Source organism: Neisseria sp. HMSC055H02 (assembly GCF_001813335.1).
Lineage (GTDB): Bacteria > Pseudomonadota > Gammaproteobacteria > Burkholderiales > Neisseriaceae > Neisseria > Neisseria sicca_C.
The window spans coordinates 61,420-82,747 of the sequence record NZ_KV812081.1 but is presented as its reverse complement, the minus strand read 5'-3'; the positions used below and the strand labels follow the sequence as shown (position 1 = coordinate 82,747).

The window sequence follows — 21,328 nt, the reverse complement described above, 5'->3', positions numbered from 1 at the left end:
CTGCGAAATACCAGCGGTTGTTGGAGGGGCTGGAGGTAGAAGAAATACAATTTCAAAATGTATTAAATAACCCAAATTTAAGATTAGAGGCTGAATTTTTTATAAAAAAGACAAACTTATTTGAAAGTTCTATAGGTGCAGAGATAATCGATTTTGTTCAATATGGAACATCCGAAGAATTAAACGAAGATAAGCGTGGTTACCCTATTTTAAGGCTAAATGAGTTTGATGGTTCATTTTTAGGTATTCCTGCAAAATATAGCGAAAAAATTTCATTAGATACTTATCGGACTCTAGAAATTAAAAAAGGAGATGTTTTAATTTGTCGTACTAACGGTAACTTGAAATATGTTGGTAAAGCCGCCATAGCTATGCAGGACTATAGTTTTGCTTTTGCATCTTATTTGTTTCGGATTAGGCCGAATAAATTTATAAATCCTGAAACATTAACTGTATTTTTAAATAGTAAAAGTGGGCGTAGAGAGATTGAAAAATATGCAATGAAAGGTAATCAGTCTAATTTTAGTCCTGCAAAGTTTAGAGAGATAAAAATTCCCCATTTTTCAACTGTACTTCAAGATGAAATTGAAGCCCTTGTTTCATCATCATTTGAAAAATTGCAAAAATCCAAAAAAGCTTACCAAACCGCCCAAAACCTGCTTTTAGAGCATTTGGGCTTAAAAGGCTTTAATCCGCCCGTCCAAGCAGTCAATATCAAATCCTTTGCAGACAGTTTCGGCACATCGGGGAGGCTGGATGCGGAGTTTTATCAGGAAAAGTATGAAAGCTATCTGAAAAAAATTCAGGCATTCAACAATGGATTTGTTCAAATCCAACAGGAATACAGTCAAGTTAAAAGCAAATCAAAGTTTGATTTGCCAGCGTATCAATATATTGAAATTGGGGATGTAAATGTATCTGATGGCTCATATTCATTTAATGAAGTTGCAACAGAAGATTTGCCAGCCAATGCTAAGATTATGGTTAAAGAAGGTGATATTTTGATTTCAACTGTACGTCCAAATCGCGGCGCAATTACAGTTATTGAACATGATAGAGATGATCTGATTGTCAGTGGAGCTTTTACCATATTACGCAGAAAAGTAAAATCGTATTTCAATAATGAATTCCTAAAAGTTCTTCTAAGAACAGAAATTTATAAAGATTGGTTACTTCAGTTTAACGTTGGAACAAGTTACCCCGTTATTAAAGATGAAGATATTCTTAATTTGGTTATCCCAAATGTGGAAGAGGCAATCCAAACCCAAATCGCCGATTTAGTCCGACAATCTGACCGCTTGCGCCAAGAGTCCCAAGCCCTGTTGGAAGAAGCCAAGCGTAAGGTGGAACAAGCGATTGAGGGGTAAGTTTTAGTTCGTTGCCAAGTAAAAGGTCGTCTGAAAAATCTTCAGACGACCTTTTGTCTGCCTAAACGTTTCGTAATATATTTGTTATGATTAGACGCATAATTACTAAACCACTATTAGGTATAATCTAACAATGGACAATTCATTCTACGGCCAGCTCAACGTTTTCCAAATCATCGCCCAAGAAGGCAGTATTTCAGCGGCAGCGCGCAAACTGGAAATCGCCGTACCTTCGGCGAGCCAAGCATTAAAGTTATTGGAGCAGAAAATCGGCGTGCCGCTGTTTCACCGTACCACGCGCAATATCCAGCTCACCGATACCGGCAGGCAACTTTTAGAACGTACCGAACAAGCCATGGCAACATTGCATCAGGCTTTTGAGGAAGTGCGGAATTTTGGCGAGCAGGTGAGCGGAACAGTGCGGATTACCATGGCGCGGGTAATGTATCAGCTTGTTTTGCGCCCGCATTTGGCGGAATTTCACCAACGCTATCCGCAAATTCAACTGGAAATTTCGCTGAATGACGGGCTTTCGCACCTGATTGAGGATGGTATCGATTTAGGGATTCGATTCGGAAACCGTTTGGATGAAGGCATGGTTGCCCGCAAGCTGATGAACGGCACGCAGGAAGGGCTGTACGTCAGCTCAAGCTACGCCGCGCAACACGGCATACCGAAAACGCCCAAGGATTTGCCCGCCCACAAACTCATCGGCTACCGCTTTATCTCGTCCAACAAAATCGAGCCGCTGGTGATTGCGCAAAACGGGCAGGAAACCGCCGTGGAAATGGATACGCCACTTATCTGCAACGACCCTGAAATCTTATTGGATGCCACCCGCCAAGGCTTGGGTATCGGGCGGGCGTTTACCCATAATATGCAGCAACAGCCCGACCATGCGGATTTTGTGCCCGTGCTGCAAAAATACTGGCGGCAGTATCCGCCGTTGTATCTTTATTATCTGCAATACAGCCAGCGGACAAAAAAGGTGCAGGCGGTGATTGAGTTTTTACTGGAGAAAACGGCGCAATACCGTTGAAGTTGGGCAGCCTGAAAACGGACGAGGCGGGAAGCGGCAAAGCTAAATTTCAAAAGCAGCCTGCACTTTGTTTTCCAAAGGTGCAGGCTGCTTTTTATTTTTCAGGTAGCCTTTCATTTCAGCCAGCCCCATAAGCTGCCAAATAACTTTCCCGAAACGCTTTGGGTGTAGTGTTTTGCCGTTTTTTAAAAAATTTGTTGAAATGCGTGGCTTCCTCAAAACCCAGTTGCAAGGCGATTTGTTTGACGGATTGCGGTGTATGAATCAACAAACGTTTGGCTTCCAGCAGCAGGCGGTCAGTGATGACGGTTTTGGCAGAAAGCCCGCTTTGGGCAAGGCAGAGCGTACCCAGCGTTTTTTCGCTGCACGCCAGTTGAGCCGCATAAAAACCGACTTGGTGTTGCGTAGAAAAATGCTGTTCCAACAATCGGTTGAATTGTTGCCAACGCAGGTTTTGTTTACCTTCAGGCTGCGTGTTTTGCGCGTAGAGCGTAATCAGCAGCGTGAGAAAAGCCTGTAATTGCGCTTGAATCAAAGGATGGGCATTGTTGTTTTGCCAGTCGGCATAGCGGCATCGTTTGAGTTGCGTCAAGGCAGGCAGCAGCAATTCTGCGTGTGATGCATCGACTACTTGGCGATAAGGAAGGTTTTGCCATTCTTGGGTCAGATGCGTAGGCAGAAGTTCGGTAGGAAAGGACAATCCCCAGCCATCCCAGCCCTGCATAGATAAAAAATGGTGTACCTGATTGGGACGTATCAGCAGCCATTCTCCTGTCTTTTGCACTATCTGTTCAAAATCCAAAAGATGCCGACATTCACCCTCGGTTACCCATAGCCAAATATATTGGTCAAAGCGGTGTTGGCTGCCTAATTGGGTGCGCGCCTGTTCGTCATCAGGGTGCTGGCTTTGCCAAAATTCGCTGAACAGACAGATTTCCAACTCTGTCCGAATGATTTGTGTAATTTCAGCATGATTTCCGATTTTTGCCATAAATATGCCCATTATTACCTTTTTATTCATTTTTTTTGCCGTATAATACCTTCCATTGATTTTTAACACAACAGGAAAAGAAACATGGCTCAAACAGCATTGATTACAGGCGCATCAAACGGTATTGGTTTGGAATTGGCAAAAATCCACGCCAAACAAGGCGGTGATTTGGTGTTGGTGGCGCGAAGTGCAGACAAATTAAACGCCTTGGCAGATGAATTACATAATCAATACGGTGTTAAAGTCGCCGTCATTGCGAAGGACTTGGCGCAGCCGAATGCCGCAACGGAAATTTTTGCCGAAACCGAACGTTTGGGCATTACAGTTGATATTTTGATGAATAACGCAGGCATTGGCGGTCATGGACGCTTTTTTGAGCGTGATTTGGCAAAAGACACGCAGATGATTCAGCTCAATATCACCAGCCTGACGGAGCTGACCCATCTCTACCTACAAGGCATGGTGCAACGCCGTTCGGGGAAAATTCTCAATGTGTCTTCTACCGCATCGTTTCTGCCCGGTCCTTTACAAGCAGTGTATTACGCCAGCAAAGCCTATGTAACGTCATTCAGCCAGGCTATTGCCGAGGAAGTGCGCGAGTTCGGCATCACCGTAACTGTGCTTTGCCCCGGAGCCGTTGCCACGGGATTTGTACAGGCAGGCGATTTACAGAATGTTGATGCGTGGAAAAACGCCAAATCCGCCCAATCCGTTGCCGAATACGGCTATCAGGCAATGCAACGCGGCGAGTTGGTTGCATTTAACGAAGCCAAATTGAAATTTGCCTCAGATTGGGTAATACCGCTTCTACCGCGCAAAACCGTTTTGAAAATGTCGCGTATGGCGATGGAAAAACGGAAATAGGAAAATACAAAGCAGCCTGAGACCTTTGCAAAATTTTCCAAATCCCCTAAATTCCCACCGAGATATTTAGGGGATTTTCTATGAGCATCTTCTTCCGGCAACCCGCACAAGCCATGATAGCCAAACATATCGACTGTTCCCCCACTGTCGAAGTTGGATCAGGTGATTGATTGGCAACCGATCTAACAATTCCTGAATTATCAAGGAATCCGTTACCTTAAAACCACCGCGGCCATCCCGCCTATCCGTTTTTGGCCACATTCAAAGCCGTCCTGCTCGGACAATGGAAACAGCCGGAAATCTGTGTTGGAATTTTAACTGTTGGGTAAAAAGGTTTATTTCGCAAAGGCCTTGGCTATTTTTGAAAATACCAGGTCGTCTGAAACGCTATTTGAGATTTCAGACGACCTTTATATTTTATAGCTTCAATCATTTTTGTCTAAATGATAAATTTGGGCGACGGCTTCTACAAGATCACTGTCGGTCGAGCCTGCTTTATTGAGGGTTCGGGTAGGGGAATGGAGCAGTTTGTTGGTCAGTTGGATAGAGAGGCGTTCGAGGACTTCTTCTGGGGATGTGCCTTTTGCCAATTGCTTCATTGCATTTTCCAGCACTTGTCTGCGGGCGCGCTCGCCCTCGTCGCGAAGTGCGCGGATAAGCGGGACGCTTTGGCGGCTTTTTTGTTGTCGGATAAATTCACTGACTTTTTCTTCAACCATGGCTTCGGCGGCTGCGGCGGCTTTTTGCCGTGATTCTTTACCGCTTTGGACGATGTTCATCATATCGTCGACGGTATAGAGATAGGCATCTCCAAGTCCGCCCACTTCTGCTTCGATGTCTCTGGGGACGGCCAAATCCAATAGGAAAACGGGCATGTTATGGCGTTGTTTCAAAGCGCGTTCAACCATACCTTTGCCGACCAACGGAAGCTGGCTGGCAGTTGAAGAAACGACGACATCGTATTCGTGCAAAATTTCAGGCAGGTCGGTCAGCAGGCGAGGTTCGGCAGTAATGCCGAGTTTATCGCACAATTCTTGTGCACGGGGCAGGGTGCGGTTGGCAACGGTAATCAGTTTGGGGTTTTTCGCGGCAAAGTAGGTGGCCACCAGTTCAATCATTTCGCCTGCGCCGATAAATAAAACATTCAAATCGGCAATATCAGGGAAAATTTGTTCCGCCATTTTGACCGAGGCGGATGCCATAGATACGGAATTTTCACCGACGGCGGTATCGGTACGGATTTCTTTGGCTACTGAGAAGGTTTTTTGGAACAGCGCATTGAGGTGTGAATTGATGCTTTCCTGCTCTTGGGCGATACGGACGGCATCTTTGATTTGTCCGAGGATTTGCGGTTCCCCCAACACCATGGAATCCAGCCCGCAGGCTACGCGGAAGGCGTGTCGGATGGTTTCGTTGTTGTCTAAAGTGTAGAGGTAGGGACGGATTTCTTCGATAGGAAGATTATGATATTCGGCGAGCCATTCAATAATCCGCTCGGTATCGCCGACGCAGTAGAGTTCGGTACGGTTGCAGGTAGACAGAATGACGGCTTCGTCAGCGGTCGGACTGTGTGCCAAAGCGCGAACGGCATCGGGGAGATGCTCGGCGGCGAATGCTAATTTCTCGCGTATGCTCAGGGGCGCAGTTTGATGATTGAGTCCGACGGCGGTGAGTTGCATGGGGAGGATGTTTTGCGGAATGGTGTGTGTCGGGCGGTATTATAGCCCAATTCAGATATGAAATGAACGGATAAGGAAGAGCGGATAAATGGCGGTCGTCTGAAATTTTATGTATCGGCGGCTTTAGGTTTTCAGACGACCTGCTCATCTCACAGATAAAAATGTTTGCCGTTGTTGGGGTTGTTTGCTTTCAAATCGCTCAACATCCGTTTGAAATCCAAGCCGTATTGTCCGCTTAACTTTTCCGCGCGCTTTTTCAGCTTGTCGAGGTTTTGCTCTTTCGGGCTGCTTTGGAACGCCATCACCGCCATATTGCCGTGGCTTTCGGCGGGCAGTTCCAGCACGCGGCCTTCGAAGACGTTGAGTAGGCGTTCGATAAAGCGTTGGTAGCGTTTGTCGCCGCTCCACCAGTTGGTGACGAACACGCCGTCGGGCGAGAGGGCGTGGCGGCAGTCTTGGAAGAAGGGTTCTTCCACCAGTGCGTCGATGATTTGTTCGCCGTCGAAGCCGTCCACTAAAATCACGTCGGTATTGTGGCGGAACACTTTGATGTATTCCGCGCCGTCCGCTTCGACGATTTCAAAGTTTTCCCCTTCAAACGGCAGCTCGAACAGGCTGCGGGCGACGGCGATGACCTGCGGGTTGATGTCCACGGCGGTTTGCTTGGTGTCGGGCAGGTAGCTGTCTATCCAGCGCGCGAACGAGCCGCCGCCCAAGCCGATTTGGGTGATGTGTTTCGGCGTTTCTTCCGCAAACAGAAGCCAGCCCATCATCGCGCGGCTGTACGACAAAACCAGTTCGGCGGGATGGTCGAGGTTCATCGAGCTTTGGATGGTGTCGCTGCCCAAATGCAACGAGCGGATGTTGCCTTCTTCGGAAATGCCGACTTCGGGCAGGTCGGACTTGGCGGGGCGCAGGCGGCGGTAGGGGTGTCGTGGCATGATGTGGACGGATGGAGGGGAAAGGGGGGTATTTTATCAGAGTGTCGTCTGAAATGCTTTTTGTGCGGTTGTTTTTCAGACGACCTTTCGGCTATATGCCTGAGCGGCTTGGTTCATATATGGGGTAATCATTACGCTTGAAATAAATTTCTTTTTAAATCAGATATTTTTTATAAAAATTTACTTTGTGGGCGACAGGCTCTTGCCAAGCGGGGCAGTTAACGGCATAATTCGGCTTCTTTGCCGGTATAGCTCAGTTGGTAGAGCACCTGACTTGTAATCAGGGGGTCCCGAGTTCGACTCTTGGTGCCGGCACCAGTTTATCGCTGAAGGTGCCGCAAGGTATTTCAGTAAGCCGGTATAGCTCAGTTGGTAGAGCACCTGACTTGTAATCAGGGGGTCCCGAGTTCGACTCTTGGTGCCGGCACCAATCAAACAGCCCGATTGTCAAAGCAGTCGGGCTGTTTTGCGTTTGCCGTTCGGGTGGCAGGGCGGCGGGCATTTCACTATAATAGCCCGTTTTAATCTAAAAGGTCGTCTGAAAAAGGCGGAACACATTCTAATGATTACTGTGAACACACTGCAAAAGATGAAGGCAGAAGGCGAAAAAATCGCCATGCTGACCGCCTATGAATCCAGCTTTGCCGCGTTGATGGATAACGCCGGAGTCGATGTTTTGCTGGTGGGCGATTCCTTGGGCATGACTGTGCAGGGGCGAAAATCCACGCTGCCCGTCAGCCTGCGCGATATGTGTTACCACACCGAAAACGTCGCGCGCGGTACGGAAAACGCGATGATTGTCAGCGACTTGCCTTTTGGTGCGTATCAGCAGAGTAAAGAACAGGCGTTTGCCGCCGCTGCCGAACTGATGGCGGCGGGCGCGCATATGGTCAAACTCGAAGGCGGCGTTTGGATGGCGGAAACCACCGAATTCCTGCAAATGCGCGGCATTCCCGTCTGCGCCCATATCGGCTTGACTCCGCAGTCCGTGTTTGCGTTTGGCGGATATAAAGTGCAGGGGCGGGGCGATAAGGCGGAAGCCTTGTTGGCAGATGCGAAAGCACACGACCAAGCGGGTGCTGCCATCGTATTGATGGAATGCGTGCCGGCGGAATTGGCGAAAAAAGTAACCGAAACCGTCTCTTGCCCGACCATCGGTATTGGCGCAGGTGTGGATTGCGACGGACAAGTTTTGGTCATGCACGATATGCTCGGCATTTTTCCGGGCAAAACCGCCAAATTCGTCAAAAACTTCATGCAGGGCAAAGACAGCATCCAAACCGCCGTTGAAGCCTATGTCCATGAAGTCAAAGCCAAAACCTTTCCCGCTGCGGAACATTCGTTTGCTTGATACCCTCAACTGAAAAAGGTCGTCTGAAAAGGTTTTCATCGTGAAAACCGAATTTCAGACGACCTTTGTTTGTCCGTGTTCCCAGCGTATAATCGGCGCGTGATTTTCGGGCTGACAAAATACAGCGGCTGAGCGCCGCAATCCCGAAAAAGATAAAGGACATTTTCCACCATGCAAATCATTCATACCATTAAAGAATTACGCGAATGGCGCAAAAACGCAGGCAGCGTTGCCCTTGTGCCGACTATGGGCAATCTGCACGAAGGCCATCTCGCCCTCGTTCGCGAAGCCAAAAAACGCGCCGACAACGTCGTCGTCAGCATATTCGTCAACCGCCTACAATTCGGACAGGGCGAGGATTTCGACAAATACCCGCGCACCTTGCAGCAAGACGCCGACAAACTCGCCAACGAAGGCGTAGCTGTCGTGTTCGCGCCCGACGAAAAAGAGCTGTATCCCAATGTCGAGCAACGTTTCAACGTCGAACCGCCCAACCTCCAAAACGAATTGTGCGGCAAATTCCGCCCCGGTCATTTCCGCGGTGTCGCTACTGTCGTCAGCAAACTGTTCAACATCGTCCAACCCGATACCGCCTGCTTCGGCAAAAAAGACTACCAGCAGTTGGCGATTATCAAAGGCTTTGTCGAAGACCTGAATTTCAATATCGACATCGTTCCCGTCGATACCGGACGCGCTCCTGACGGACTCGCGCTTTCCAGCCGCAACCAATACCTCAGTGAAGCCGAGCGCGCCGAAGCCCCGCGTCTGTACCGCGAATTGCAGCGCGTCGCCGCCGAACTCAAAAACGGCAATCTCGATTATGTCGGACTGGAAACAGAAACCGTCCGCCGCCTGACCGAAGCCGGCTGGGTGGTTGATTACGTCGAAATCCGCCATGCCGAAAGCCTCGCCGTCGCCCGCACCGGCGACAAAGCCCTCGTCGTCCTCGCCGCTGCCCGCTTGGGAACGACGCGCCTGATTGACAATTTGGAAGTCAGCTTGGCTTGATTGTTGGAATAGAAAAAGGTCGTCTGAAAACCAAATGTGTTTTCAGACGACCTTTGTTTGCTTTATCGCTATATTTTGGAATATGGATAGCCGATATTATTCGACGAAACTAAATTTTAACAAAATAGATCTTAAGGCTTAAAAGCAAATAAAAGAGCCGATTTAGTTCTCTATTTTTTATAACCTACCTGTTCACAGCCTGTATTGCCGTTTTTGCTTGTTGACTTGGTTTTAGCCGATTCTGCATCAGTACATTTATAGGCATTGCCCAAGCTGTCCATCCAAACGGAAAGTTTGTAATCAGTACCGGTTTTCGGAGTGGCGAAAAGATAATAAGCCCTGCTGTTTTTAGCGTCCTTATTTTTCATTTCACCGCTGAAGTCGTATTTGGCAGCGACCTCGGGCGCAGCTTTGTAGGTCTTAACCAATCCCGTATCTCCCTCAATTTCATCTTTTATTTTAAGGGTAGGATTTTTGACTAATTCGGTTTTTAAGGCATTGTTAATAGCAAGCAGTTCCGTATGCGCTTGAGATTGATAGCCGCGTTCGATGTAATGGATATAGGAAGGGTAAGCGATGGTACTGAGGATGCCGATGATAGCAACGACAATCAGCATCTCGACCAGCGTAAACCCTTGAACTTTAGTGATAGACGTATTCATGATTTTATCTATTTATTCGTTGGCCACATAGGATTGCAGCATAACTACCGTATTTTCGTTTTTTCCCCATGCTTTGGCGGTAACGCGATAAATGGTACGGTTGTCGGTAGAATTGGTGCTTAGGTATTCGATGATGTAACACGCATCTTTTTTAGGTCTGCAATTTTTTTTAGCTCCGCTATTTTTGCCAGGATAGGGGATACCGTTAATATCAATGCACTTAACTTTATCTTTGCCACATTCTCTATGCCAAGCCTCTTCAGTGGAATTCCCTTCTACTATTACTTTGCCTGTGGTGGTGGTATATGGTTCATTGGGCTTCGACGCGGGGAGTGATTTCGCTTTACAAAGGCCATTTGTACAATCATCATCAAAGGTTGTTGTTCCATCTTCAATAGAATAAATATAGTTCTCACCTTCACGCAATGCCGCTTCCGCAAGCGTGGTAGCAAATTTATGGTCGGCGTCATTTGTACTGATACGCTGCTCGGTATTATAGGACTGGGTCGCAGTAACGACGAGCAAGGCGATGACGATCATGATCATCAGGACGATGAATAATGCGAAGCCTGTTTGTGCAGAGGCTTTAGCAGGATGGTTTAAAGTAATCGGTCTGCGCATTTGTTTCCTCCGCGTACAGTCGCGTTGATTCGATAGATTTGGACTTCATTTTTATCATTGTTTTTGCCTACATTGATACTGTTACCTCCGTTCAACAGGATCTCGATGGAGGCAGGTGTTTCTTTATTGGAAAATTCTTTAGTATATTTGAATTTTTCGTCTTTTTCCTGACTTGTTCCCTGATTTTGTGCATTTCCAGCAGTGGTGGGGGTAGGGGCTGATGCGGCTTCACTTCCTTCAAAGGTCTCAGGGCATTCTTCAGTATAAAAGTAATGGATGTCCATATTTTTTATTCCCTTAATCAGCAACTGCGGATTACTCCATGTACCGTTGTCAGCCAGTTGGAAACGGTACAAACCTTCTTGCCCATCTACTTTACCAACAGCGTAAGCATTTACCTCATGTTTCATGATTGAGATATTGCCTGCTTGGGAACTATCTGACTTTAAAGCTGCTTTACCATCGGTGATTTTCGTTCCTGGCTTGGTAATGTTAGTACAATTGCTGGCAACTGCAGTTTCTGCAGGCGGATCTTGGGCATCTATGCCGTATTGGAAAATCAGTGCTTTTCCACTCGGTGTAAAGTCCTTTAAGCCTAAAGAGTCTGTTTCTCTGACAGCGGGAAGTATTGATCCAGTACCCTTGAGTTTGAATAAATCTGCGGAACCGAAATCTTGAATAACGACTTGGTCATCGAAGCCTGACATATTGAAACAGCCAAAGTTACCAGCCATACGGGCATCACGCACAATTTGGTTGGATGCGTTGCGCAAATCCTGTTGGACGTTTAGACGGGAGGTTGCAGCGGTGTTCAGGCTGCGGGCGGTAAAATAGCCCGAGCTGACGGCCAGCAGGACTATCATGCTCAATGCGCTTGCTACAAGGAATTCAATCAGGCTGAAGCCTTGCATACCTGTTTTTACCGGAATGTGTGGGCGGTTTTTATTATTCATTATCTTTCCCTTACGCGTACTTGGTAGGTGTAAACAATTGGTTCATCGGATTTGCCGCTTGCTGCTTTGTCGCTTTCTGCATCTTTAAGCCATAACACTTTAATAACAGTATCAGCATCTGCCTTTTTGTCACAATGAGAATTAAATGATCCATCGTAAGTAGGCTCTTCATTAGAACTGTCTCGGCAGATTTCATAATGAAATTCGGATTCAGGTAAAGCAGCACGCAAGGCTTGATCGAATTGTGCGATCTGTGCTTTTGCTAAACTTTTTTTGCTCATGCTGGTTGTGGGATCTAATTTTTCGTTTTTGGGATTATCACTAGAGCCGGCAGTAATGTAATAATCAATGTATGTTTTACAAAATCCACGCTGACCATTGTTACGAGTGCATTCTTCCAGCCTTGGATTAATCAGCATACCTTCAACTAAGTTTTGGGTAAGCTGGGATACGATGGTTTGCCCTTCCGCTTCGCGTACGCTGGAAACGGTACGCAACTGGATGGCGAGTAGGGCGAGTACGCCGATTGCGAGGACGAACATGGCGACCAAGACTTCAATTAAAGTCATACCTGCTTGGTTAGGTTTGGAAAAATCTGAATAACGGGTTTTGGCGAAACTCGCTTTGCTCGTTTTCAGACGACCTTTTGTATGTAATGTTATGTATTTCATAGGATGGTATTTTTATTTTTTGGGTTCGGGACTTTGAGATTCTGAATATTGGCAAAGGGGTCGCGAATCTGATTTGGCGCAGATTTCGACTCGACCGCTGCTGTCGATAAGGACGATACTGGCGCGGGATTTTTTGGTTTCTTCAGTCGTTGCGGCGGAATCGGTCATGCTGATTTTGATGTAGCCGTCGGCGTATTTGAAAGTTGTTGATTTATCCAGTGTTTTAGAGGCGGTATAGCCGAATGTGCCGTTGGGCATAAATGACCAAAATACGGCCTCACCGTCATCGGCATTATCTTTTCCAAATGCGACGTGTTGGAATGTATGGGAAACTTTGGCAGGGTCGGTACCGTTGAGGACTATGGAGCGCAAAGAAATATCGCTTGTGTCATTCTTATAGGCTACGTCCCGATTTGTATCGGCATAGGCGAGCAGGCCGCTGCTTTTTTGGCTGCTGTCGCATGTGCCGTCAGCCAAGCCGTGTTTTCTAACTTTTACGGGACAGACATAGACAGGGAGATTGAGGCGGACTGCTTCGGCTCTTGCAAAGCGCAAGAGGTTTGCCACCTGCTCTGCCTGACTGGCAGCGCGGCGGGAGGCAATCCATTCGCTCATATTGGGAAGGGCGATAGTGGCCATGATGGCGGTAATAGCGATCACGACCAACAATTCGATTAAGGTAAAACCTTTTTGTTGTGCGTACATGAGTAGTAAAAACGTCTGGAGTTAAGTAATGTGTTTTATCATCCGGCTTAGAATATTTTTATCGCCGGAATTATGCGGTTTGGCTCATTCTAAACGATATTGGGATGAATTGCCTAATAAAATATGAAATTTGCTTGGTTTTTAGGCTGATTTGTCTCAATCTTCCATCAATGCGGATTCGGGTACGTAGGCTGCATTGTCGAATTTGGTAAATTGTCCCATCCAAGTGAGGAATACTTTCCCGACAGGACCGTTACGGTGTTTACCGATAATACATTCCGCAAGGCCTTTCATGGGCGATTCTTGGTTATAGTATTCGTCGCGGTACATAAACATAATCAGGTCGGCATCCTGCTCGATGGCACCAGACTCCCGCAAGTCGGACATCATTGGGCGCTTGTCGGTACGCTGCTCTACGGTACGGCTCAACTGCGACAAAGCAATAACGGGAACTTGCAGCTCCTTCGCCAAGGCTTTGAGGGAGCGCGAAATTTCGCCGAGTTCTGAGGCGCGGTTGTCCGAACGGCCTGAGCCTGCCATTAATTGCAGGTAGTCAATCACGATTAAGCCCAATTTTCCGTTGAACTGGCGCGCAAGACGACGGGCGCGGGCGCGCAATTCGAGCGCGGTCAAGCCCGGTGTTTCGTCAATATACATAGGCGCATCGGAAAGCTTGACTACTGCTTCGTTCAGACGACCCCAGTGTTCATCTTCCAATCTGCCTGTTTTCAAGACGCTCTGATCAAGCCTGCCCACCGAACCCAACATACGCATCACCAGTTGCGCGCCGCCCATCTCCATCGAAAATACGGCGACAGGCAGCTTGCCCTCTACGGCAACATGTTCCGCGATATTGATGGAAAAGGCAGTTTTACCCATAGAGGGACGACCTGCCACAATAATCAAATCACCGGGCTGGAGACCTGAGGTTTTTTTATCCAAGTCGATAAACCCTGTTGACACGCCGGTAACTTCATCCGGATTATCGCGTGAATAAAGCATGTCGATGCGCTCGACTACTTCCTTCAAAAGCGCAGGCATTTCGAGAAAACCTTGTTTGGATTTAGCCGTACTTTCCGCAATTTGGAATACCTTGTTTTCCGCTTCATCCAAAAGCTGCCCCGCATCCCTGCCTTGCGGATTGTAGGCACTACGGGCGATTTCGGTCCCGACTTCGGCAAGTTGGCGCATAATGGAACGCTCGCGCACGATTTCGGCATAGCGGCGGATATTCGCAGCGGACGGCGTGTTTTGCGCCAAAGTAATCAGGTAATTGAATCCGCCCGCCGCCTCCAATTCTTCGTTACGCTCCAAACTTTCCTGAACGGTAATCACGTCGGCAGGACGGCTTTCATTAATCAGATTGGCGATGGCGCGGAAAATCAGGCGGTGTTCGTGTCGGTAGAAGTCTTCACCGGTAACCACATCGGCGATTCTGTCCCAAGCCGAATTCTCGAGCAAAAGACCGCCCAAAACGGATTGCTCCGCCTCCATCGAATGCGGCGGCAGCGACAACGCGCTGACTTCGCGGTCTTCAGACGACGTATCGGGATAATCGTTCATGGCGGCAATCCTAAGTGAATGGAAATTGGAAACCGTTATTATAGCGCAGCGCAAGTTTAACTGGTTTCTCTGATTTAAAGCAGGTAAAATAACGAAGCTGTCCGGTTTATACCGAGCAGCGGACACTACCAAAAACAAATAATTTAGGAGCACTAAAATGGAACATAAGCTGCCACAACTGCCTTATGAACTGGACGCATTGTCCCCGCATCTGAGCAAAGAGACTTTGGAGTACCACTACGGCAAGCACCATCAAACCTACATCACCAATCTGAACAATCAAATCAAAGGTACCGAATTTGAAAACCTGCCTTTGGAAGAGATTGTGAAAAAATCTTCAGGCGGCGTGTTCAACAACGCAGCCCAAACTTGGAACCACACCTTCTACTGGCTGGGTTTTACGCCCAAAGGTCAAGGCAAACCTTCCGGCGAGCTGGCCGCCGCCATCGACGCCAAATGGGGCAGCTTCGAGAAATTCCAAGAAGCTTTCAATGCTTGCGCGGCAGGCACTTTCGGTTCAGGTTGGGCATGGCTGGTGAAAACCCCTGCCGGCGAATTGGATTTGGTTTCCACTTCCAATGCGGCAACTCCGCTGACCACTGAAAACACTCCGCTGCTGACCTGCGACGTATGGGAACACGCCTACTACATCGACTACCGCAACAGCCGCCCCAACTACCTGAAAGGTTTCTGGGAAATCGTCAACTGGGACGAAGTCGCCAAACGCTTTGCTGCTTAAATAATCGGTTGATATGAAAAGGTCGTCTGAAAACTTGGATTTGGGTTTTCAGGCGACCTTTTGTTGTTGCTTATGATTTCTCTGATATTTTAGAAATATTGGAAATGGCTGAAACTTCAGAAACTTGGATTAGTTCCTGTCAATAAGATGAATGGCAGCGCAAGTTTGGTAACACGATATATGCCTGCTTATTTCCATCATAGGCAACCGAAGTAGATGCAACTTGTTTAAACATTTTATAAACGGATTTTAAAAAATAAACGTCGTCTGAAAGATACAGTCTTTCAGACGACGTTGGTGTTTCAGACATTGATTAAAACGGCGTAATTAAGCCAAGCCTTTTTTCTCCAGATAGCTTTCGTAATCGCCCAGATAGTGTTCGTAACCGCCCTTGCCGTCCAGCTCGATAATCTGGGTGGCGAGCGAGGAGACGAACTGGCGGTCGTGCGACACGAAAATCAGCGTGCCGTTGTATTTCTCCAGCGCCATGTTCAGCGATTCGATGCTTTCCATGTCCATGTGGTTGGTGGGTTCGTCCATAATCAGCACATTGGGTTTCAGCAGCAGGAGTTTGCCGTAGAGCATACGGCCTTTTTCACCGCCGGAGAGAACCTGCACTTTTTTCACCACGTCGTTGCTGCCGAAGAGCAAACGCCCCAAAGTGCCACGGATGACTTGTTCGTCGTCGCCTTCTTGGCCCCATTGGCGCATCCATTCGCTCAGGTTCATATCGACATCGAAGTCGTTTTCGTGGTCTTGCGGGTAATAGCCGACGTTGGCTTTTTCCGCCCATTTGATGGTACCTGCATCGGGGGCGATGCCTTCGGCGTATTCGGGCTTGAATGCGCCGGCGAGTAGTTTCAGCAGGGTGGATTTACCCGCACCGTTGGGGCCGATGATGGCGAGGCGCTGACCGGCTTCGAGGATGAAGCTCAGGTTTTTGAACAACTGGGTTTCAAAGCGTTTGGCCAAATTTTCGACTTCAACCGCCTGACGGTGCAGCTTGGCTTTTTCATCGGCTTCAAAGCGGATATAAGGGTTTTGGCGGGTAGAAGGCTTGACTTCGACCATCTCGGCTTTGATTTTGTCTGCCTGTTTCAGACGACTGGTTGCTTGGCGGGCTTTGGATTTGTTGGCGGAGAAGCGGGCGACGAACTCTTGCAGCTCTTGCAGTTTCTCTTTTGCCTTGGCGTTGTCTTTCAGGGCGCGTTCGCGCGATTGGGCGGAGGCGAGCATGTAGTCGTCGTAGTTGCCCGGGTAGATGGTGATGGTGTTGTAGTCCAAATCCGCCATGTGCGTGCAGACTTCGTTTAAGAAGTGACGGTCGTGCGAGATGATGATCATGGTGGAGTCGTATTGGTTCAACACACCCTCCAGCCAGCGGATGGTATTGATGTCCAAGTTGTTGGTCGGCTCGTCAAGCAAGAGAACATCAGGTTTGGAGAACAGGGCTTGCGCCAGCAATACGCGCAGCTTGAAGCCCGGGGCGACTTCCGCCATGGTCGCATTGTGCAAATCTTCAGAAATGCCCACGCCGCTCAACAGTTCGGCGGCGCGCGCTTCGGCGGTGTAGCCGTCGTATTCGGCGAACTTGGCTTCCAGTTCGGCGGCTTTCATGTAGTCGTCTTCGGTGGCTTCGGGATTGGCGTAAATCGCGTCGCGTTCGGTCATCGCCGCCCACATTTCGGTATGCCCCATCATCACCACGTCCAGCACGCGCATGTCTTCGTAGGCAAACTGGTCTTGGCGCAATTTACCCAAACGCACGCCGTTTTCAATCGCGACTTCGCCCGCAGTCTGTTCCAAATCGCCGCCAAGGATTTTCATGAAGGTGGATTTGCCCGAACCGTTCGCACCGATCAAGCCGTAGCGGTTGCCTTCGCCGAACTTGACGGATACGTTTTCAAACAGCGGCTTCGCGCCGAACTGCATGGTAATGCCGTTGGTAGAAATCATTATTGGTAAAACCTTTATAAATATAGATAAACAGGGTGTTATAATCGCCGGCGATTGTAGCATATTTTGTATAGGTCGTCTGAAACGGGGCGGAGGAAATGGAAACCGAAAAAATCTATTACGCCGTGATTATTCTGTTGTGCGCCGCATCCATGCTGCTCAGTCCGTTTTTCTACATCCGCCGCACACGTTCAGGCGCAGAATTACGCCACGCACCTCGGCAATGGAAGCCGATTATTATTGCGAATTTGGTGATGATCATTGCTTTGGTGGCATGGTGGATATGGTTTTGATGATTTGATGAAAGGTATAAGAATGAATAAATTGATTTTAAGCACATTACTGCTCGCATTTTCCGCCGCTACGACGGCATCACCTGTGTTTGAGTGTATCGACAAATCGGGACGTAAAACCTATACGCAGACCGGCGGCAAAAACTGCAAACCGGGCAATATCGGCAGACCTTCGGTTTATACCTCCGCCGCACCGTCCGCACACTCGGCATCAGCAAGCGCTGCTTCAGGAAACGCTCCTTCCGAACAAATGCCGCCTCCACCGGCCGGCGCAATGCCCGGTTCATCTTCGGCGCAAGACGAATTGGCTCAGGCACAGAAAAATCTGGAAGAGGGCAAACAGGTCCGTTATGGCAACGAGCGCAACTACGCCCGTTATCAAGAACGGATTAAGGGTTTGGAAAATCAAGTGAAAGCCGCGCAGGAACGGGTTAATGCGGCAAACAGTATGGGCGGTGAAGGTGAGATGATGCCTGAGTATTGATAGAGAAAAAGATGTCAATAAAAAGGTCGTCTGAAATACCGTTTTCAGACGACCTTTAAGCGTGTTTTAACGAGGCAGGCCGCGTTCCCATGCGCGGCGGGCGCGTTTGCAGGCAAGCTGTTCTTTCCAATTCATGTAGCGTGCTTTAAAGCGGGCTTTCATGAAGTCGTCGAACTTGCGCTGTACGGTCAGGTTCCACAAACTATGCGCCTTAACCGCCCAGCTTTCATCCCATGCGCGCAGGGAGATGGAGAATGAGCCGTCAAGGTATTTCATCCAATGCCACCAGCCGGTCGGCATGAACAGGGTGTCGCCGTATTCCAAGAAACATTCGATGCCTTCGATGCCTTCAAGCTCGGGGAAACGTTCCGTATCGGGGTTGTCGACGTGGTAGTCTTCCAGCGCGTAAGTGGCGAAAGGAATGCGGAACAGGCGCTCTTTCCATTTGTAATCGAACAAGATGATGTGTTTCTTGCCGAAATGCGTATGGAAGATGTGCGCCATATCAATGTCGTAGTGCAGGAAGGTTTCCGAACCTGCACCGCCGAAAAATAGAGTAGGGTAACGGTCTAAGAATCCTCCCATCAGCTCTTTGGGGAAAACGTAGTCGTTCAGCAAGGCGGGAGCGTGTTTGATGGGGTCAAATAAGAAAATCCGCAAATCCGTCGGTTCGCGTTTGATCAGATCGATATAATCGCTAAAGCGCATTTCCGTACTGGCGGCGTTAATCGGCGCGGAAGGGTTGGCTTTGGCACTGTCGTACAAGGGGACGACGATATCGCCGACGGTTTCTTTCATATAGTCCAGCGACCATTTGTCACGGGCAGGCCAGTTGCGGGTCAGTCCTTTGATCACGACGGGACGGCGCGGCTTGAGATAATTCTGATAAAAATCTTCGCGGCTGATGTCATCAACAACATCAATCGGAGTAAGTTTGAAACCCATAAGCAAATCTCTTTTTGGAATGTAAGACTGATTTTAAGTGAATATTTCGGAAGGAGGCAAGCGATGTTTCAGACGACCTGATTGGAATCAAGAATCGCGGTTAACTGTGATATTATGTCGATATAAATATTCCGTCCGAAACGCTTATGAACGATGCAGACGATTATTTGGGCAAGATGCCTTTTTTTATTGTATTCCTCGACCCGCTGCACACGGATTTCCACAGCAGCGGCAAGCCTCTGAACGAATACATCGCCCGCCATCCGCTGATGCACGACAAGCTGCACCGCCCCGCTTTTGCCGCCAAAGTGTTGGAAATGGCGGCAAACAGCAGCAATATGCGTGTATTTGTCCGCAAAGCGGATGCGCTGATTAAGCATCCGCTGCATTATATTGTCCGTAACGGCGTTTTCCGAACCGAAGAGCAGATGTGGGCGTTTATCAATTCGCCCGAAAACATCGCCGCCGTCAAACAACCCTAAAAGGCCGCACACTCATGCTTTTGTTCATTGATAACTATGACAGTTTCACCTACAACATCGTCCAATATTTCGCCGAACTCGGTCAGGAAGTCGTCGTCCGCCGCAACGACGATATTACGCTCGAAGAAATCGAGGCTTTGAAACCGCAATATCTCGTTATCGGGCCGGGTCCTTGTTCGCCGAAAGAAGCGGGCATTTCGGTCGCCGCCATGCGCCATTTTGCCGGCAAGCTGCCGATTATGGGCGTGTGCCTCGGGCATCAGACGATAGGCGAAGCGTTTGGCGGGGATGTGGTGCGGGCAAAAACGCTGATGCACGGCAAAGTTTCGCCCGTGTTCCATTTGAACAAAGGCATGTTCAAAGATTTGCCCAATCCCGTTACCTGCACGCGTTATCACAGCCTTGTCATCGCCCGCGATACGCTGCCCGATTGCTTGGAAGTAACCGCATGGACGGAAGATCAGGAAATCATGGGCGTGCGACACAAGGAATACGCCATTGAAGGCGTGCAGTTCCACCCCGAAGCCCTGTTGACCGAACACGGACACGATATGTTGAAAAACTTTTTGGAAGAATTTAAAAACTTCCAAGCGTCCGCCGCTTAAACCAAACGTCGTCTGAAAACTTTCAGACGACGTTTGACGTAAAAATACCCGTAAAAAGGATTGAACCATGATTACACCGCAACAAGCCATCGAACGCTTAATCAGCAACAACGAATTGTTTTACGACGAAATGACCGACCTGATGCGCCAGATTATGAGCGGGCAGGTGCCGCCCGAACAAATCGCCGCCATCTTGACCGGATTGCGGATTAAAGTCGAAACCGTATCGGAAATCACCGCCGCCGCCGCCGTCATGCGCGAATTTGCCGCCAAAGTGCCGCTGAAAAATTCAGACGACCTCGTCGATATTGTCGGCACGGGCGGGGACGGTGCAAAAACCTTCAATATTTCCACGACTTCAATGTTTGTCGCGGCGGCGGCAGGCGCGAAAGTCGCCAAACATGGCGGACGCTCCGTTTCCTCGTCCAGCGGCGCGGCAGACGTGATGGAGCAGATGGGCGCGGTGTTGAACATTACGCCTGAGCAAGTCGCCGAAAGCATCCGTCAAACAGGCTTGGGCTTTATGTTTGCCCAAAACCACCACAGCGCGATGCGCCACGTCGCGCCCGTGCGCCGTTCGCTCGGGTTTAGAAGTATTTTCAATATCTTGGGACCGCTGACCAACCCCGCCGGCGCGCCAAACCAGCTTTTGGGCGTGTTCCATATCGACTTATGCGGCATCCTGTCGCGCGTATTGAAACAGCTTGGTTCCAAACACGTTTTGGTCGTGTGCGGCGAAGGCGGTTTGGACGAAATCACGCTGACGGGCAAAACTCGCGTTGCCGAGCTGAAAGACGGAGAAATCCGCGAATACGACATCAGCCCCGCCGATTTCGGTATCGAAATCCGCCGCGATTTGGACGAAATCAAAGTCGCCAACGCGCAAGAGTCTTTGGAAAAAATGGATGAAGTGTTGAGCGGCAAACATGGCGCGGCACGCGACATCGTCCTGCTCAACGCCGCCGCCGCGCTCTATGCCGGCAATGTCGTGCCTTCGTTGGCGGACGGTGTCAAAGCCGCCGAAGCAGCCATCGATTCAGGCAAGGCAAAAGCGAAAAAAGAAGAATTTGTCCGCTTTACGCAGCAATTTGCCAAAGAGTAAGCAAAGGTCGTCTGAAAACGGGAAGCCAGTTTTCAGACGATTTTTTATAGCAACTCTCGAATATTCGGATATTGATAAGGCGTTTATTTATGTTGATGCTTCCTTCAAATCGTCTGAAACCGTTTTTTCAGACGACCCATATCCTCTTAAATCAGATTTAACTATCGGATTTTAATGATAATTGGGAATGTGGTTGCATTGAAGGCGGGGGCGGTTTGTTATATAGTGAAATAAAAAAACAGACTGGATGATTGAGTCGGGGCGTTTTGCGTGCTTTATTATATAGTGGATTAACTTTAAACCAGTA

Annotated in this window: 22 protein-coding genes, 2 tRNA genes and 1 pseudogene; 14 read left to right on the top strand and 11 right to left on the bottom strand. The window is 48.6% G+C overall.

Annotated elements, in window-relative coordinates; genetic code table 11:
- Positions 1-20 precede the first annotated feature (20 nt).
- Together HMPREF2907_RS03520 and HMPREF2907_RS03515 are read left to right on the top strand one after the other, a co-directional pair.
- Positions 21-1,367, top strand: a complete 1,347-nt coding sequence (locus HMPREF2907_RS03520; protein ID WP_141754399.1) for a restriction endonuclease subunit S — start codon at positions 21-23, stop codon at positions 1,365-1,367.
- Between the two features lie 133 nt (positions 1,368-1,500).
- The gene (locus tag HMPREF2907_RS03515) at positions 1,501-2,406 is read left to right on the top strand and encodes a LysR family transcriptional regulator (protein WP_070680115.1); all 906 of its coding nucleotides are present in this window, start codon (positions 1,501-1,503) and stop codon (positions 2,404-2,406) included.
- Between the two features lie 118 nt (positions 2,407-2,524).
- Here HMPREF2907_RS03515 and HMPREF2907_RS03510 read toward each other — a convergent pair whose 3' ends face one another.
- On the bottom strand, positions 2,525-3,397 hold the full coding sequence (locus HMPREF2907_RS03510; RefSeq protein ID WP_070680222.1) for a helix-turn-helix domain-containing protein: 873 nt from the start codon (positions 3,395-3,397) through the stop codon (positions 2,525-2,527).
- A gap of 84 nt (positions 3,398-3,481) precedes the next feature.
- Between HMPREF2907_RS03510 and HMPREF2907_RS03505 the strand changes: the two genes are divergently transcribed.
- Together HMPREF2907_RS03505 and HMPREF2907_RS12450 are read left to right on the top strand one after the other, a co-directional pair.
- The gene (locus tag HMPREF2907_RS03505; RefSeq protein WP_070680112.1) at positions 3,482-4,261 is read left to right on the top strand and encodes an SDR family NAD(P)-dependent oxidoreductase; all 780 of its coding nucleotides are present in this window, start codon (positions 3,482-3,484) and stop codon (positions 4,259-4,261) included.
- A gap of 80 nt (positions 4,262-4,341) precedes the next feature.
- Positions 4,342-4,581, top strand: a pseudogene (locus HMPREF2907_RS12450) (transposase); the annotation flags it as partial.
- Positions 4,582-4,686: 105 nt separating this feature from the next.
- Here the strand turns inward: HMPREF2907_RS12450 and hemA are convergent.
- Entirely contained in the window at positions 4,687-5,940 is a 1,254-nt protein-coding gene (gene hemA, locus HMPREF2907_RS03500; RefSeq protein ID WP_070680109.1) for a glutamyl-tRNA reductase, read from the bottom strand.
- A 149-nt stretch (positions 5,941-6,089) separates the two neighbouring features.
- The gene (locus tag HMPREF2907_RS03495; protein ID WP_070680105.1) at positions 6,090-6,881 is read right to left on the bottom strand and encodes a polyamine aminopropyltransferase; all 792 of its coding nucleotides are present in this window, start codon (positions 6,879-6,881) and stop codon (positions 6,090-6,092) included.
- Positions 6,882-7,123: 242 nt separating this feature from the next.
- Here HMPREF2907_RS03495 and HMPREF2907_RS03490 point away from each other — a divergent pair.
- The 4 genes from HMPREF2907_RS03490 to panC all read left to right on the top strand — a co-directional run bounded on the left by HMPREF2907_RS03490 (position 7,124) and on the right by panC (position 9,240).
- A tRNA-Thr gene (locus tag HMPREF2907_RS03490) sits at positions 7,124-7,199 on the top strand.
- Between the two features lie 36 nt (positions 7,200-7,235).
- Positions 7,236-7,311, top strand: a tRNA-Thr gene (locus tag HMPREF2907_RS03485).
- A 132-nt stretch (positions 7,312-7,443) separates the two neighbouring features.
- Complete coding sequence (gene panB / locus HMPREF2907_RS03480; RefSeq protein WP_070603478.1) at positions 7,444-8,232, top strand: 3-methyl-2-oxobutanoate hydroxymethyltransferase; 789 nt, start codon at positions 7,444-7,446, stop codon at positions 8,230-8,232.
- 171 nt (positions 8,233-8,403) lie between these two features.
- A complete protein-coding gene (gene panC / locus HMPREF2907_RS03475) occupies positions 8,404-9,240 on the top strand; it encodes a pantoate--beta-alanine ligase (RefSeq protein WP_070680102.1) in 837 nt (278 codons plus the stop codon).
- A 170-nt stretch (positions 9,241-9,410) separates the two neighbouring features.
- On the opposite strand, the gene HMPREF2907_RS03470 is transcribed toward panC, so the two are convergent.
- The 6 genes from HMPREF2907_RS03470 to dnaB all read right to left on the bottom strand — a co-directional run bounded on the left by HMPREF2907_RS03470 (position 9,411) and on the right by dnaB (position 14,415).
- On the bottom strand, positions 9,411-9,902 hold the full coding sequence (locus tag HMPREF2907_RS03470) for a PilX family type IV pilin (protein ID WP_016686421.1): 492 nt from the start codon (positions 9,900-9,902) through the stop codon (positions 9,411-9,413).
- A gap of 12 nt (positions 9,903-9,914) precedes the next feature.
- Positions 9,915-10,523, bottom strand: coding sequence for a pilus assembly PilX family protein (locus tag HMPREF2907_RS03465; RefSeq protein ID WP_016686420.1), 609 nt, complete (start codon positions 10,521-10,523; stop codon positions 9,915-9,917).
- Positions 10,502-11,476, bottom strand: a complete 975-nt coding sequence (locus tag HMPREF2907_RS03460) for a PilW family protein (protein WP_016686419.1) — start codon at positions 11,474-11,476, stop codon at positions 10,502-10,504. The genes HMPREF2907_RS03465 and HMPREF2907_RS03460 overlap by 22 nt, the downstream gene beginning before the upstream one ends.
- Positions 11,476-12,147 (bottom strand): type IV pilus modification protein PilV, encoded by a 672-nt coding sequence (gene pilV, locus HMPREF2907_RS03455; RefSeq protein WP_210388584.1) that lies wholly within the window; start codon positions 12,145-12,147, stop codon positions 11,476-11,478. The genes HMPREF2907_RS03460 and pilV overlap by 1 nt, the downstream gene beginning before the upstream one ends.
- 12 nt (positions 12,148-12,159) lie before the next feature.
- Positions 12,160-12,852: a GspH/FimT family pseudopilin gene (locus tag HMPREF2907_RS03450; protein ID WP_016686417.1), complete on the bottom strand. Its 693-nt coding sequence runs from the start codon at positions 12,850-12,852 to the stop codon at positions 12,160-12,162.
- A gap of 156 nt (positions 12,853-13,008) precedes the next feature.
- Entirely contained in the window at positions 13,009-14,415 is a 1,407-nt protein-coding gene (gene dnaB / locus HMPREF2907_RS03445) for a replicative DNA helicase (RefSeq protein ID WP_003778401.1), read from the bottom strand.
- A 157-nt stretch (positions 14,416-14,572) separates the two neighbouring features.
- Between dnaB and HMPREF2907_RS03440 the strand changes: the two genes are divergently transcribed.
- Positions 14,573-15,154 carry a superoxide dismutase gene (locus HMPREF2907_RS03440; RefSeq protein WP_016686415.1) on the top strand — a complete coding sequence of 194 codons (582 nt, stop codon included), beginning with the start codon at positions 14,573-14,575 and terminating at the stop codon, positions 15,152-15,154.
- Positions 15,155-15,481: 327 nt separating this feature from the next.
- Here HMPREF2907_RS03440 and HMPREF2907_RS03435 read toward each other — a convergent pair whose 3' ends face one another.
- The gene (locus HMPREF2907_RS03435; RefSeq protein ID WP_070680097.1) at positions 15,482-17,110 is read right to left on the bottom strand and encodes an ABC-F family ATPase; all 1,629 of its coding nucleotides are present in this window, start codon (positions 17,108-17,110) and stop codon (positions 15,482-15,484) included.
- Between the two features lie 98 nt (positions 17,111-17,208).
- On the opposite strand from HMPREF2907_RS03435, the gene HMPREF2907_RS03430 reads away from it, so the two are divergent.
- Both HMPREF2907_RS03430 and HMPREF2907_RS03425 read left to right on the top strand, forming a co-directional pair.
- A complete protein-coding gene (locus HMPREF2907_RS03430; RefSeq protein ID WP_039405018.1) occupies positions 17,209-17,403 on the top strand; it encodes a hypothetical protein in 195 nt (64 codons plus the stop codon).
- Positions 17,404-17,425: 22 nt separating this feature from the next.
- The gene (locus tag HMPREF2907_RS03425; protein WP_070680094.1) at positions 17,426-17,887 is read left to right on the top strand and encodes a DUF4124 domain-containing protein; all 462 of its coding nucleotides are present in this window, start codon (positions 17,426-17,428) and stop codon (positions 17,885-17,887) included.
- 66 nt (positions 17,888-17,953) lie between these two features.
- Here the strand turns inward: HMPREF2907_RS03425 and HMPREF2907_RS03420 are convergent, their stop codons facing one another.
- Positions 17,954-18,832 carry a cupin-like domain-containing protein gene (locus HMPREF2907_RS03420; RefSeq protein ID WP_070680091.1) on the bottom strand — a complete coding sequence of 293 codons (879 nt, stop codon included), beginning with the start codon at positions 18,830-18,832 and terminating at the stop codon, positions 17,954-17,956.
- Positions 18,833-18,978: 146 nt separating this feature from the next.
- Here HMPREF2907_RS03420 and HMPREF2907_RS03415 point away from each other — a divergent pair, with 146 nt between their 5' ends.
- From HMPREF2907_RS03415 to trpD, 3 genes are all read left to right on the top strand, one after another.
- Positions 18,979-19,314, top strand: a complete 336-nt coding sequence (locus HMPREF2907_RS03415) for a hypothetical protein (protein ID WP_003767144.1) — start codon at positions 18,979-18,981, stop codon at positions 19,312-19,314.
- Between the two features lie 14 nt (positions 19,315-19,328).
- A complete protein-coding gene (locus tag HMPREF2907_RS03410) occupies positions 19,329-19,919 on the top strand; it encodes an aminodeoxychorismate/anthranilate synthase component II (RefSeq protein ID WP_070680088.1) in 591 nt (196 codons plus the stop codon).
- Between the two features lie 67 nt (positions 19,920-19,986).
- Positions 19,987-21,021, top strand: a complete 1,035-nt coding sequence (gene trpD / locus HMPREF2907_RS03405) for an anthranilate phosphoribosyltransferase (protein ID WP_070680085.1) — start codon at positions 19,987-19,989, stop codon at positions 21,019-21,021.
- The last annotated feature ends 307 nt before the right edge of the window (positions 21,022-21,328 follow it).